Origin of the sequence: Ochrobactrum sp. CGA5, from assembly GCF_006345815.1 — a bacterium.
Classification (GTDB): Bacteria; Pseudomonadota; Alphaproteobacteria; order Rhizobiales; family Rhizobiaceae; genus Brucella.
Genome location: NZ_VCIG01000043.1, coordinates 261,129 through 274,190, shown reverse-complemented (window position 1 = coordinate 274,190; position 13,062 = coordinate 261,129). Strand labels below are relative to the sequence as shown.

The window sequence follows — 13,062 nt, the reverse complement described above, 5'->3', positions numbered from 1 at the left end:
AACCGAAGGGCTTCCAAAAAATCTCCCCGGAGGATGGCGTCAATGTCTCCCCGGACTGCCCGGATCAGAGGCATTGCGCCATCCGAAGGGGCGACCAGTCATAAAAAAGGCGACGCCAACAGCGTCGCCTTTTGCTTTCAAGAACGTTTGCGGTGCGCTCAATCACGCAGCAATTCGTTGATAGAGGTCTTTGAGCGGGTCTTTTCATCGACGCGCTTGACGATGACGGCACAATAGAGGCTCGGCCCCCAGTTTTCTCCGGGAACGTTCTTGCCCGGCATGGTGCCAGCGACGACGACAGAATAGGGCGGCACTTCACCGTAGAAGACTTCGCCGGTTGCGCGATCCACGATCTTGGTCGACTTGCCGATGAAAACGCCCATGCCGAGGACCGAGCCTTCGCGCACGATGCAGCCTTCAACCACTTCCGAGCGGGCGCCGATGAAACAATTGTCTTCGATAATGGTTGGGCCTGCCTGCATCGGCTCCAGAACGCCGCCGATGCCGACGCCGCCGGAAAGATGAACATTCTTGCCGATCTGTGCGCAGGAGCCGACTGTCGCCCAGGTGTCCACCATGGTGCCTTCGTCGACATAGGCGCCGAGATTGACGAAGGATGGCATCAGGATTGCGTTTGGCGCGATATAGGCCGAATGGCGTACGACGCAGTTCGGCACAGCGCGGAAGCCGGCTTTCTCAAACTCGTTGGCCGTCCATCCGTCAAACTTTGAAGGAACCTTGTCCCACCAGGATGACTGGCCCGGACCGCCTTTGATAACTTCCATGGGGTTGAGGCGGAAGGAGAGCAGAACCGCTTTCTTCAGCCATTGGTTGACATGCCAGTTGCCGTCCGCCTGTTTTTCTGCGACACGAGCTTCACCGCGGTCGAGCAGAATGAGCGATTGTTCGACGGCTTCGCGCACTTCGCCGCGCGTTGCCGTGTTGATACCGTCGCGCTCGTCAAAAGCCTTGTCGATTGTCTTCTCAAGGGAGGCGAGGTCTGGCTTGGTCATAGGGTGCGATCTCCATGAAAGGGCGGCGGAAGGCAGGCACGGACAGTTCCGGCCAGTTGCTGGGGAATTGATTAAGCGAAGGCGTCATGGGGGTCAATGTCGTTCATGATCCGATTGCAACGCCATGTTTGAGACAGATTAAGCAATTAGCGCCAGAATGGATGCTGTTATGCGTCGAATGGCGATATGAAAGAGCAGGTGAGACGAATGAATCCCATGGAAAAGTCCGGCTGGACGCCGTTCCCCAATTCAGAGGAAGCGGTCAAACAAGCGCGAACCGTACCGCAGACGCCCCAGACCGAAGCTCCTGCTTATCGCCTTGCTTTCACAGACGATGATTTCATGACCCGGCGCGATCTGCGTCCGGTCCGGTTGCAGCTTGAACTGCTCAAGCCCGAAATGATTCTGGCCGACCGGGGCATCAAGTCCACCGTCGTCATGTTCGGCGGCGCGCGGATTCCCGAGCCAGGCGGTGAGGCATGGGCGGCCAAGAACGAGGTCCAGAAAAAGAACCTCGAAGCCAATGCACATTACTACGAGGAAGCGCGCAGGTTTGCGCGTCTTTGCTCCGAATATTCCGCGACGACCTATTATCGCGAATTCATCGTGGTGACCGGCGGCGGTCCCGGCGTTATGGAAGCCGGCAATCGCGGAGCTGCCGATGTCGGCGCCCCGACGATCGGGCTCAATATTGTCCTGCCGCACGAGCAGGCGCCCAACGCCTATGTCACGCCGGACTTGTGCTTCAACTTCCACTACTTTGCGATCCGCAAGATGCACTTTCTGATGCGCGCCAAAGCGATCTGCGTGTTCCCGGGTGGTTTTGGGACGATGGACGAGCTTTTCGAGGCGATGACGCTGATCCAGACCAACCGTATGGAGCGCGTGCCGCTGATCCTGTTCGGTAAGGAGTTCTGGACAAAGGCGATCAATATCGAGTTTCTGGCCGAGCAGGGCACGATTTCGCCTGCCGACATTGAGTTGCTTAATTTTGTCGAAACCGCCGACGAAGCCTGGGAGCAGATCAAGAATTTCTATAAGTTCTGATTGCTTCAGCTATTCTGTTCGATGCGCCCGGCCAACTGGTCGGGCGTTTTATTTGGCGTCTCTTCTTCCGCTTGATAGGGACGAGGCCGGTGAACAAGTGTCACCAGCACGACGGAGATAATCATCAGCAAATACCATGAGCCGAGCTTGCTCATCGAAACCAGTTCCCAGCCATTGCGCTGGTTTGGATAAAGCCAGGCCTTCGACCATGTGCCAATGTTCTCGGCAACCCAGATGAAGAGCGAAGTCAGCAGGAAGGCGACCAGCAGCGGCATCTTGTGCCGAAAACGGAAGACGCGGTAGTGCATGCTGGTGCGCCAGAAAAGGGCGAAGGTCGCGGCAAACAGCAGCCATCGCATGTCCCAGATGAAGTGGTGCGCGAAGAAATTGATGTAGATCGCGGTCGCCAGAACGATGGTCATCCAGAGCGGTGGATAGTGGTTCAGCCTTATATCGAATATGCGGTTGATGCGCGCCATATAGGAGCCGACAGCGGCATACATGAAGCCGGAAAACAGCGGCACACCGCCGATGCGGAAGAAATTCTCCTCCGGGTATATCCATGAACCCGCATGCGTCTTGAACACTTCCATCGCCGTGCCGACGACATGAAAGATCAGGATGACCTTGGCTTCCTCCCACGCCTCCAGTTTGAAGAGCAGCATCGCGAGCTGGATCGCAAGCGCGGACAGGAACAGGAAATCGTAGCGCGTGATAAAGCCCGCGCCGCCATCTGGCCAAAACCAGCGGGTCATAATGATGAGCGCCAGCATGGCGCCGCCGAAGAGGCAGGCCCATGCCTGTTTCAGCCCGAAAACCAGAAACTCGATCAGCGCATCGCTGATCCTGTGACGGGGTAGATTGTCGAGGAGGCGGTGGGCGGTCTTGTCGATGCGTTTTTCAAGACCGGTGAAATGCCTATCTGTGTGCAACGATTTCTTCCAGAAACCGGGTCAGATTGTCGGTCACATAATCCACCTGATCGGTGAATTCGGGGTCGCTTTCCCATATTTCGGAAAATGTGGGCTCAAAATTGTTCGGTACGACCAATACCGTTTTCATGCCGAGAGCTTTGGGAACAACCAGGTTTCGAGCCAAATCCTCGAACATGACAGCTTTGCCCGCATCGATGCCGAAGGTGCCAAGAAAGCGGTCATAGGTGGCCTGTTCGGGCTTCGGTGTCAGGCCTGCTGCGACAATGTCGAAAATGTCGTCGAAATCATCAAGAATCCCGAGCTGGCTGGCAGCGCGTTCGGCATGGCCGCGGTCGCCATTGGTAAAGATGAAACGACGACCCGGCAGGGCTTTGATTGCCCGTCCGAGCGCAGGATCGGGAGTCAGCCATGTATAGTCGATATCATGGACTTGCCTGAGAAAATCGTCCGGATCGATCTGATGGCATTCCATCAGGCCTTTCAGCGTGGTGCCATATTCCAGATAGAACTGCTTCTGAATCTTGCGCGCTTCGTCACGCGGCAGCTTCAGCAAGGTCTCGACATAGGTCGTCATCTTCACGTCGATCTGCGAGAACAGATTGGCAGCGTGCGGGTAAAGCGTGTTGTCGAGGTCGAACACCCAGTCAGTGACGTGGGCGAAGGCAGCTCTGTCCGGAATATCCGTCATGGTTGATCCTTACGGCACGATAAACGCGCATCTTATCCGAAAACCGTTTCACACTTTTCGGGTTGCGCTCTACGGCACGATAAACGCGCTTCTTCCTATTACGGCACGATAAGCGTGCCGGCACCATGCTCGGTGAAAAGCTCCAGCAGCACGGCATGGGGGGTTTTGCCGTTGAGGATGACGACGCCTTCGACGCCGCGACGGATCGCATCGATACAGGTTTCCACTTTCGGGATCATGCCGCCGGAAATCGTACCGTCCTTGATCAGCGCCTGCGCATCGGCAACCGAGAGTTCCTTGATGAGGTTCTTGTCCTTGTCGAGAACGCCTGGAACATCGGTCAGGAAAAGGAGGCGCGTTGCGGCCAGTGCGCCGGCAATCGCGCCTGCGAAAGTGTCGGCATTGATGTTGTAGGTGTGGCCATCGCGACCCGGTGCGACCGGTGCAATGACCGGGATCATTTCGGAGCGCGCCAGGAGATCGAGCAGGGTGCGATCCACTTCTGCCGGTTCACCGACGAAGCCGAGGTCCAGCACTTTCTCGATATTGGAATCAGGATCGATGACGGTCTTGTGCGCCTTCTGCGCGAAGACCATATTGCCGTCTTTGCCGCAAAGACCGATCGCCCATTCGCCTTCGGCATTGATGAGGGCGACGATTTCCTTGTTGATGGAACCGGCCAGAACCATCTCCACCACTTCTACAGTCTTTTCGTCGGTGACGCGCAGGCCGCCTTCAAAACGCGATTCGATGCCGAGCTTGGTCAGCATGGCCTGAATCTGCGGTCCGCCGCCATGAACGACAATTGGATTGATGCCCGACTGTTTCAAAAGTGCGATATCGCGGGCAAAAGCCTTGCCAAGCTCCGGGTTGCCCATGGCGTGGCCACCATATTTTACGACGACATGCTTGTTCTCGTAACGCTGCATATAGGGCAAGGCAGCGGACAGGAGTTGCGCTTGCATTTCGGGATTTTCAAGTGTCGTCATCGCGGGCTCCATGGCTGGCGACAGGGCAGGAAGAAACAGGTTTTTCTAGACTGGTTTTGTAGCAATTGGAATCCGCAGATGTTTATTTTCCGGCTGTTCGTTCGCGATTATTTGAATTTGCTGCCTGAAACTTGCCCAGTAAAAGGCCAATGCGGGATCTATGCGGATCTTGAAGCCGAACGATTTTCACAGAAGCTGTTTCCATGGACAAAATATTTCTCGCCGCTCTTGTCTCCCTGCTTGGCACATCTGCATCCCATGCTGCGCCTGCACCAACGACCGAGACAATCATTCTCGTTCGTCACGGCGAAAAGCCGGAGGGCGGATTGGGACAGCTCAGTTGCCGGGGGCTTAATCGTTCCTTGAAGCTGCCTGCCGTCATAGCAAGGGATTTTGGCAAGCCCGACGCCATTTTTGCGCCAGATCCCGCGAAAGAAAAGATGGATGGCGGTGCTTCCTATGCCTACAATCGTCCGCTTGCGACTGTGGAGCCGACCGCCATCCGTTTTCAGATGCCGGTCGATACCCGCTTCGGCTATAATGAGATCGATAAGCTGCAGGCAGCACTTCAGCAACCGCAATACAGCAATGCGACGATACTGGTCGGCTGGGAACACAAGCAGCTCTACAAACTGGCCAGAAATCTGCTCAAGGACAATGGCGGCGACAAGGCTGCGGTGCCGAGATGGCGCGGCGACGACTTCGACAGCATCTATGTGCTGCATATCAAGCGCGGCGAGGGGCATGTGAGCACCCGTTTTGAGCGTCTCAACGAAGGACTGGACGGGCAGCCGGAAAGCTGCTCGGACTGATAATCAGGCTTCCTTGATAAGCAATGCGATTGCTGCACGCAGCTCGTCGAGGCCCACGCCTTTTTCTGACGATGTTGCGATGATGCCGGGAAAGCAGGCAGCGCGCTTGTAGGTAAGCTTGTGGGTTTCTTCCAATAGGCGCGGCACGCCCGCAGGCTTGATCTTGTCGATCTTGGTGAGCACGATCTGATAGGAAACTGCGGCTTTGTCGAGAAGGTCCAGCACTTCCGCATCGTTCTTCTTGATGCCGTGGCGGGCGTCGATCAGCACATAGACGCGCTTCAGCGTGGTGCGTCCACGCAGATAATCGAACACAAGGCGTGTCCAGGCATCGACCTGTGCTTTCGGCGCCTCGGCAAAGCCATAGCCCGGCATGTCAACCAGTGCCAGCGGCGGAAGATCGCCGTTCTCACCGGAATAGCCGTCCGGCACGAAATAGTTCAGTTCCTGTGTGCGGCCCGGCGTGTTGGAGGTGCGCGCAAGACCCTTCTTGTTGACGAGCGCATTGATGAGCGACGACTTGCCGACATTGGAGCGGCCCGCAAAGGCGATTTCCACCGGGCCTTCCGGCGGCAGAAATTTCATGGACGGCACGCCACGGATGAAGATCCATGACTTTTTGAAGAGCAGGCGTCCTTCCTCGACGAGTGCCGCCTGGGCTTCCCGGACTGCATCCGCCGCTGCCTGAGCGGCCCTGATCGCCGCTTGCTTCTTATCCTGCTCGCTCAATGGTTCTGTCCCAATGGTGTATTCTATTGAGTACACGCATCAAGGTTATGAGCCGCATTGTCAACATGAGGGCACAAAAAACCCCGCCGAAGCGGGGTTCTTTTCAAGTCTATTTCTTCGCTTCTTTCGGCTTTCGCTTGAAGAGGCTCTTGAGATTGTCGAAGAGCTCGATCTTCACGCCCTGACGCTTCATGATAATGCCCTGCTGGGTGATGGAGAGTAGGTTGTTCCATGCCCAGTAGATCACCAGACCAGCCGGGAACGAAGCCAGCATGAAGGTGAAGATCACCGGCATCCAGGTGAAGATCGCAGCCTGCGTCGGGTCCGGTGGCGTCGGGTTCATGCGCATCTGCAGGAACATGGTGATGCCCATCAGGAGCGGCCAGACGCCGATCATCAGGAAGTGTGGCACACCGAAAGGCAGGAGGCCGAACAGGTTGAAGAGCGAGGTCGGATCGGGCGCAGCAAGGTCCTGAATCCAGCCAAAGAACGGCGCATGACGCATTTCGATGGTGACATAAAGTACCTTGTAAAGTGCGAAGAACACCGGAATCTGCACCAGCACCGGCCAGCAACCGGCAAGAGGATTGATCTTCTCTTCCTTGTAGAGCCGCATCATTTCCTGCTGCTGCTTCATCTTGTCATCCGCATATTTCTCGCGGATTTCAGTCAGCTTCGGCTGCACCAGCTTCATACGTGCCATCGACTTGTACGACTTGTTGGCAAGCGGGAAGAACAGGCCTTTCAGGAGAACGGTGACGACCAGAATGGCGACGCCGAAATTGCCCGAGAACTTGTAGATCCAGTCGATGAGATAGAACATCGGCTTGGTGATGAAGTAGAACCAGCCCCAGTCGATCAAAAGTTCGAACTGCTTGATGCCAAGCTTTTCTTCATAAGTCTTGATGTTGGAAACCACTTTCGCGCCGGCGAAGACATGGTTTTTCAGCGTCTGAGCCTGGCCTGGCGCAATGGTCATCGGTGCGCTGAGGAAGTCGGTCTGATAGCGCGGACGATCATTGGTGAAGTGCGAGAAACGGCCAGTGAATTTTTCATCCTGCGGCGGAACAAGTGTTGCCGCCCAGTACTTGTCGGTTATGCCAAGCCAGCCGCCGTTGACGTCCTTGAACGAAATGTCCTTGTCGTCCTCGACCTTGGAATATTTGATTTCCTGCAGGCCATCCTGACCCATGACGCCGATCAGGCCCTCATGCAGCACATAGGTCGCGCTTGCATGTTCCGGCTGGTTGAAGCGGGTCACGCGGCCATAGGAAGCCAGCGAAATGGCTGCGCCGGTATTGTTGGTGATCGTGTCGTCAACAGCAAACATATAGGCGTCGTCAACAGAGATGACGCGCTTGAAGGTGATGTTCTTCTCGTTGGTATAGGTCAGTGTGACCGGCGTTGAAGGCGTCAGCTTGTTGTTGCCTTCCACGGTCCAGACTGTGTTTGGACCCGGCACCGAGCCAGTCGTCTCATTGCCGGTGAAGCCGAGTTCGACGAAATAGCCCTGCTTCAGCGCCGAGGGCGCGAGCAGTTCGATCTGAGGTGAATTGTCGTCGACGGTCTCATGATACTTCTTCAAGAAGAGATCATCGAGGCGCGCGCCAGTCAGGTTGATCGAACCGCGCAGCGAAGGCGTGTCGATCTCGACGCGCTGCGTCTGGGCAATGGCTGCCTCGCGGCTCAGCGTGCCGCCTGCGGCTGCAACATCGCTGTGACCAGGAATGTTTCCTGAGGCGGCGGGCATCTGCGGCGTGTCGCCACTCTGGCTACCTTGCGCCTGCTGTTGCGTTACCTGTTGTTTCTGCTGCTCCTCGATGCGTGCCTGCTCCCGCTGGGCTTCCGTTTTCGGACCCAGATAAAAAACTTGCCACAGCGTTAGCACGAGGATGGACAGGGCAATGGTGATGAAGAAATTGCGATTATTTTCCATTGACGGGTCCTGATTCCGGTCTTTCCGTTCGGCGTTTCCCATCGCCCCGCCGTTCACCCTTCGCCTTGATGCGGCGGGAGAGTTCTTCGGTCAGTCGCGAAAAGGGCGCAGTGAGGGCTTGCTCGCGCGCTACGATCACATAGTCCGTCGAAGGCGCCATGTCACGCCCTGCGTGACAACGAACCGCTTCTCGCAGCCTGCGGCGGATGCGATTTCGTATCACGGCATTGCCGTTTTTCTTCGTTACGGTGAAACCTGCACGGGGTTTTTCGCCGATTTTAGCGGCTTGCGATTCTTCTTCGGTCCGCTCTCGGACTTCGAGAAGAAACAGGGGACCACGTCGTCTTTCACCATTCCTCAAAGCCAAAAACTCCGCTCTCTTGCGAAGGCGGAGTATTTGTTTCGGCTTGTTCATGTCTTTATTCACCGCGCTTGGCCTTAGACCCAAATTGCGCGGGAACAAATTAAGCGGAAAGCCGCTTACGGCCGCGCGAGCGGCGAGCGGCGAGAACCTTGCGGCCGCCGGTGGTTGCCATGCGTGCACGGAAACCGTGACGACGCTTGCGGACGATTTTGGATGGCTGGTAAGTGCGCTTCATTTATTTAATACCGCGGTGTGCGGCCCTTCTTAATTCTGTTTTTCTTTTGAACACGATCTTGTCCGAAAACCGTTTTTCACTTTTCGGGATCATGTTCTATTGAACAGGAGCTGGTTCTTTTCCCGGCAGTGGACAGCACAAAACCATCCGTAAACCGCGCGGGCGAACGTGTCGCGGCTTATAGGGGGAGGGCGGGAAAGAGTCAATGGTGACGGGCGCTATATCACAGTTGCGCTTCAATCGCTGCCTTGTCGATGACTGACCAGACTTTCCTTATCAGCGTATTCTCGAATTCGTAAAAAACATTTTCTGCAAACCGGACCCGTTTGCCGTTAACCGGAAGACCGAACAGTAGCGCCTTCGGCGTGCAATCGAACTGGAGTCGGCTCGCAATATAGGGCGGTTCACTGACAAGCAGCTCAATGTTGAAGCGCAGGTCGGGGATAGCTTCGAAATCCTGTTCCAGTATCGCGCGATAGCCGGAAAGTCCCAAAGGCCTGCCGTTATGGATTGCCTCCTCGTGTACATAAAGCCCGAGGTCGTCCCAGTCCTGCCGGTTCAGGCATGCAATATAATCGCGATAAATCTCGGCGAGTGGTTCCGACATGACTGTCCTCCTCTTTTTACTGAAATTGCATCATTCAGGCGGGCAATGGCATTGCCAAAGCAGACTAGGGCTTTAATAAGGATGCGCAACATTTTCACATGCGGAACTGGTTCCGCAGAAGAGCATTATGGAGAGGAGTTCACCATGAGCATCCGTCGCATCGGAGTCGGTCCGCGCATGAGCCAGGCCGTAATTCACGGCAATACCGTTTATCTCGCCGGTCAGGTGGGAAACCCGGGCGCCAGCGTCACCGAACAGACCAAGGCCGTTTTGGCTGAGGTGGACCGCCTTCTCAAGGAAGTTGGTTCCGACAAGACCAAGATTCTCCAGGCCATCATCTGGCTTGCCGACATGAAGGACTTTGCCGAAATGAACGCTGTCTGGGACGCATGGGTCGATCCGGCTCATACGCCCGCCCGTGCCACCGGTGAAGCCGCGCTGGCAACGCCTGACTACAAGGTTGAAATCATCATCACCGCTGCGGTGTAATTTCTTCTTGCAGATTCAACCCCGTCGAGATTTCGGTTTCGGCGGGGTTTTTCTAGAGCTGTTCCAGTCCAAAACGGAACCAGTAGATCCGGTCTATATTTTTGTTTTTACGCATCAAGGTGGGATGAAAATCAGTTCGATGCACTGATTCCCTGCGTAAATGCTTCGTACTTTCGCTGGAAATGCCCTATTCGCGGATACGTTGCGAAAAACCGTCGCGTCCGGCTGAAAGCGCTCTTGCGTCAATCGACGCGCGTTCCCGTGCCTCCTCCAGCGTGCCACCGTTTTCGATCCAGCCGTGGTCGTGCAGGTAGCCGGGCAGATAGCCCGATAGAAGAACGCGATAATCAAACGGGAAGGTCGGGTCCAGCACACGGGCCATGTGGAAGATGATCGTGGTGCAATTCGCGGTCAGCGTATTGTAAAATTTAGGTTGCTCTGCCAGCTTGTTGCCGAGCTCGACATAAGACAGGAAAAGTTCGCGCGCGCCCACAGACGGCAATTTCACGCGATAGCGATAGACGTTTTCCTTGCGGACATTGGTGCGCAGATAAATGATGTCCTGCTCTTCGGCGGCAATCATCGCCAGCTCGTACTTGCGGAAAAAGCCGGCGATCGGCGAATAGACCTCATGATGTTCGCGGCGGATTTCGCCGGAGAAGACCACGTGACGACCATCCTCGAAACCGAACGACAAAAGCGTATGAGCGATTGCCGGGCTTGACCAGTAGGAAAGAAAAACGTCCACGGACGTTATCTTGCTGAGATCGTAGGTTTCTTCTTTCCAGTTCGGCGTAAAATCTTCCGCGGTCCGCCAGATGAAATCACGGACATTGGAGAGAGTAACGATGTCGCCATTGATCTGTCCGGTCACCGTGCGGGCGACATCTGGCGCCCAGATGCGATTGAGGGAGGGGCGGACCGTGGACCATGCCCCCAACATTACCAGCGCGAGAAGGCAGAAGAACAGGCGTCTGCGCCAGCACCTGTAATGTCTTTCGCCTGCAATTGCCCCAAGACAGAGCAGAAGCCAGACGGCAATGATCGATCCGCGCACGGCATCGCCGAAGGGTAACTGGAACCACATGGCGAAGCTGGCCCAAGTCGCAAAGACAAGGACGAATAAAATGAAGACGAATTTGCCTGCGATGCGGACGGGAGCCGATTTCAGGAGAGATGACATATGCATTCCGTATTCGTCGGTTGCCGCTGCCGGGAATTATTCTGCGTGCGGAAATCGCGGCGATACTGACATGATTTGCATCGTCATGTCATCGGGTAACCATCACAATAGTAGATTTAAGTTTCTATATTAGGGAGTGTGGAAACTTATCAGCTTATCATGGCCTATTTCTTTACCGCCATTGCTTCACCGCGAGGACGGGACACAGGTTTGCGGTTGCGGCCGTGAGGACGCACCAGTCGCCATAAAAGCAGCGCGCTGACGATGCCGGCATAGATGACTGGTTCGGCAGGCCAGCTTTTAACCGACATGATGAAATGGATCGCGCCGCCAGCGATTGCGACGTAGACCAGCTTGTGCAGGCTGTTCCAGCGGCGACCGAGCTTGCGGATCGACCAGTTGTTGGAGGTGAGCGCCAGCGGCACCAGAAGCACCAGGCTGATCATGCCGATGGTGATGAAGGGGCGGCGCACAATATCGGTGATGATGGCGGAAATGTTCAGGCCCTGATCCAGCACCACATAGGTGGCGAAGTGCATCAGTGCATAATAGAAGGCAAGCAGGCCGAGCGCCCGGCGGTAGCGCAGAAAAGCCATGCCGGTCAGGTCGCGTATCGGGGTGACCATAAGGGTCAGAATCAGAAAGCGCAGAGCCCACAGGCCCAGTGTGTGTTCAAAAGCCTTGACCGGATCAGCGCCAAGATTGCCGCTTGCGCCCAGATAGAATGTCCAGACCGCCGGGACGAAACCGATCGCGTAGAGCAACCAGATTTTCCATTCGCCGGGGCGGGTTTTTTTCTTCCTGGCTGTCTCGGGCGTTGCTGCCATGTCAGTAATTCACCTTCAGGTCCATGCCTGCATAAAGCGATGCGACTTCCTCGCCATAACCGTTGAATGGTAATGTCGGACGGCGGCCCGAACCCAGAAAACCGCCTTCTCCGATACGCCGTTCGGTCGCCTGGCTCCAGCGCGGATGATCGACCTCTGGATTCACATTGGCGTAGAAGCCATATTCATTGGCCGCCTGTTGTTGCCATGAGGTTGGCGGCTGCTTTTCAACGAAGCTGATCTTTGTAATCGCCTTGATCCCCTTGAAACCATATTTCCAGGGCACCACGAGCCGGATCGGAGCACCGTTCGCATTGGGCAATGTCTCGCCGTAAAGGCCGACCGAAAGGATAGTGAGAGGATGCATGGCCTCGTCGAGACGCAGCCCCTCGATATAGGGCCAGTCAAGAACCTGGAAGAGACCGGTCTGGCCCGGCATTTCCTCCGGTCGCACGACGCCGGTAAAGGCGATGTACTTTGCCGATCCGAGCGGCTCCACCTGCGACAGAAGGCTTGAAAGCGGAAATCCGATCCACGGAATGACCATGGACCATGCCTCGACGCAGCGCATCCGATAGATACGCTCTTCAAGCGGCATTTTGGCAATCAGGTCCTGAATGTCGAATTCCTTCGGCTGTTTCACGAGACCATCGACCGTAAGCTTCCACGGCAGTGGCTTATAATTACCGGAATTGGCGGAAGGGTCGCTCTTGTCCGTGCCGAACTCGTAAAAATTATTGTAGGTCGTGACCGCATCCTGCGGCGTCAGCTTCTCGTCCACCTTATAGGCGGAATCCTTTGCCTTGAGTGGTTCGGCAAAGGCCGATGATGCGACACCGGTAGCAGCCAGAGCACCCGCGCCGATCATGAAAGAACGACGGTTCACATAAAGGCTTCTGGGCGTTACCGCGTCGTAAGTGAGGCGGGCAGATGAAAAACGTCCCGGTTTAAAGCTGCTCATGGTCACTCCCACTCCCAAACAATTGACCCTTAACTTGTAGACAGGTTCCCACGCAAAGGCGTCAAAAGCATGGATAATTTACGAACATGCTGCTGTTCACGCTTTGTTGAAGTCATGCGAGGATGTAACGGAATTGTAACACGATGTAACTTTTCGTGCATCCTGCCATATTCTCGCTAAAACTCTCCTGTTAACGGCATTACAGTAGCGCATCCCGAAAGGGCCTGAAGCAATTTCGGACAGATGT

The 13,062-nt window shown here is 55.6% G+C and carries 15 protein-coding genes; 3 read left to right on the top strand and 12 right to left on the bottom strand.

Annotation, left to right across the window (positions count from 1 at the left end):
• Window positions 1–158: 158 nt before the first annotated feature.
• Window positions 159–1,013 (bottom strand): 2,3,4,5-tetrahydropyridine-2,6-dicarboxylate N-succinyltransferase, encoded by an 855-nt coding sequence (gene dapD / locus FJQ48_RS21855; protein WP_109988689.1) that lies wholly within the window; start codon window positions 1,011–1,013, stop codon window positions 159–161.
• 207 nt (window positions 1,014–1,220) lie between these two features.
• On the opposite strand from dapD, the gene FJQ48_RS21850 reads away from it, so the two are divergent.
• The gene (locus FJQ48_RS21850) at window positions 1,221–2,060 is read left to right on the top strand and encodes an LOG family protein (RefSeq protein ID WP_139977011.1); all 840 of its coding nucleotides are present in this window, start codon (window positions 1,221–1,223) and stop codon (window positions 2,058–2,060) included.
• 5 nt (window positions 2,061–2,065) lie between these two features.
• On the opposite strand, the gene FJQ48_RS21845 is transcribed toward FJQ48_RS21850, so the two are convergent.
• From FJQ48_RS21845 to argB, 3 genes are all read right to left on the bottom strand, one after another.
• Window positions 2,066–2,992: a DUF817 domain-containing protein gene (locus FJQ48_RS21845; RefSeq protein WP_139977010.1), complete on the bottom strand. Its 927-nt coding sequence runs from the start codon at window positions 2,990–2,992 to the stop codon at window positions 2,066–2,068.
• A complete protein-coding gene (locus tag FJQ48_RS21840) occupies window positions 2,979–3,683 on the bottom strand; it encodes a pyrimidine 5'-nucleotidase (protein WP_139977009.1) in 705 nt (234 codons plus the stop codon). Before FJQ48_RS21840 ends, FJQ48_RS21845 begins: the two co-directional genes overlap by 14 nt.
• Window positions 3,684–3,781: 98 nt before the next feature.
• Window positions 3,782–4,672: an acetylglutamate kinase gene (gene argB / locus FJQ48_RS21835; RefSeq protein ID WP_139977008.1), complete on the bottom strand. Its 891-nt coding sequence runs from the start codon at window positions 4,670–4,672 to the stop codon at window positions 3,782–3,784.
• Window positions 4,673–4,875: 203 nt separating this feature from the next.
• Between argB and FJQ48_RS21830 the strand changes: the two genes are divergently transcribed.
• Window positions 4,876–5,484 (top strand): hypothetical protein, encoded by a 609-nt coding sequence (locus tag FJQ48_RS21830; RefSeq protein WP_139977007.1) that lies wholly within the window; start codon window positions 4,876–4,878, stop codon window positions 5,482–5,484.
• A gap of 3 nt (window positions 5,485–5,487) precedes the next feature.
• Here FJQ48_RS21830 and yihA read toward each other — a convergent pair whose 3' ends face one another.
• The 5 genes from yihA to FJQ48_RS21800 all read right to left on the bottom strand — a co-directional run bounded on the left by yihA (window position 5,488) and on the right by FJQ48_RS21800 (window position 9,355).
• Window positions 5,488–6,183 (bottom strand): ribosome biogenesis GTP-binding protein YihA/YsxC, encoded by a 696-nt coding sequence (gene yihA / locus FJQ48_RS21825; protein ID WP_051556925.1) that lies wholly within the window; start codon window positions 6,181–6,183, stop codon window positions 5,488–5,490.
• A gap of 139 nt (window positions 6,184–6,322) precedes the next feature.
• On the bottom strand, window positions 6,323–8,149 hold the full coding sequence (gene yidC, locus FJQ48_RS21820) for a membrane protein insertase YidC (RefSeq protein WP_139977006.1): 1,827 nt from the start codon (window positions 8,147–8,149) through the stop codon (window positions 6,323–6,325).
• On the bottom strand, window positions 8,139–8,564 hold the full coding sequence (gene rnpA, locus FJQ48_RS21815; RefSeq protein WP_139977005.1) for a ribonuclease P protein component: 426 nt from the start codon (window positions 8,562–8,564) through the stop codon (window positions 8,139–8,141). Before rnpA ends, yidC begins: the two co-directional genes overlap by 11 nt.
• A gap of 49 nt (window positions 8,565–8,613) precedes the next feature.
• A complete protein-coding gene (gene rpmH / locus FJQ48_RS21810) occupies window positions 8,614–8,748 on the bottom strand; it encodes a 50S ribosomal protein L34 (RefSeq protein WP_006467565.1) in 135 nt (44 codons plus the stop codon).
• Window positions 8,749–8,971: 223 nt separating this feature from the next.
• Window positions 8,972–9,355 (bottom strand): ester cyclase, encoded by a 384-nt coding sequence (locus FJQ48_RS21800; RefSeq protein WP_139977004.1) that lies wholly within the window; start codon window positions 9,353–9,355, stop codon window positions 8,972–8,974.
• A gap of 144 nt (window positions 9,356–9,499) precedes the next feature.
• Here FJQ48_RS21800 and FJQ48_RS21795 point away from each other — a divergent pair, with 144 nt between their 5' ends.
• The gene (locus tag FJQ48_RS21795; RefSeq protein ID WP_139977003.1) at window positions 9,500–9,844 is read left to right on the top strand and encodes a RidA family protein; all 345 of its coding nucleotides are present in this window, start codon (window positions 9,500–9,502) and stop codon (window positions 9,842–9,844) included.
• 187 nt (window positions 9,845–10,031) lie between these two features.
• Here FJQ48_RS21795 and FJQ48_RS21790 read toward each other — a convergent pair whose 3' ends face one another.
• The 3 genes from FJQ48_RS21790 to msrP form a co-directional block, all read right to left on the bottom strand.
• Window positions 10,032–11,027, bottom strand: a complete 996-nt coding sequence (locus FJQ48_RS21790; RefSeq protein ID WP_180350281.1) for a DUF4105 domain-containing protein — start codon at window positions 11,025–11,027, stop codon at window positions 10,032–10,034.
• Window positions 11,028–11,191: 164 nt separating this feature from the next.
• Window positions 11,192–11,854, bottom strand: a complete 663-nt coding sequence (gene msrQ / locus FJQ48_RS21785) for a protein-methionine-sulfoxide reductase heme-binding subunit MsrQ (protein WP_139977001.1) — start codon at window positions 11,852–11,854, stop codon at window positions 11,192–11,194.
• Between the two features lies 1 nt (window position 11,855).
• Window positions 11,856–12,815, bottom strand: coding sequence for a protein-methionine-sulfoxide reductase catalytic subunit MsrP (msrP, locus tag FJQ48_RS21780; RefSeq protein WP_139977000.1), 960 nt, complete (start codon window positions 12,813–12,815; stop codon window positions 11,856–11,858).
• Between the last annotated feature and the right edge of the window lie 247 nt (window positions 12,816–13,062).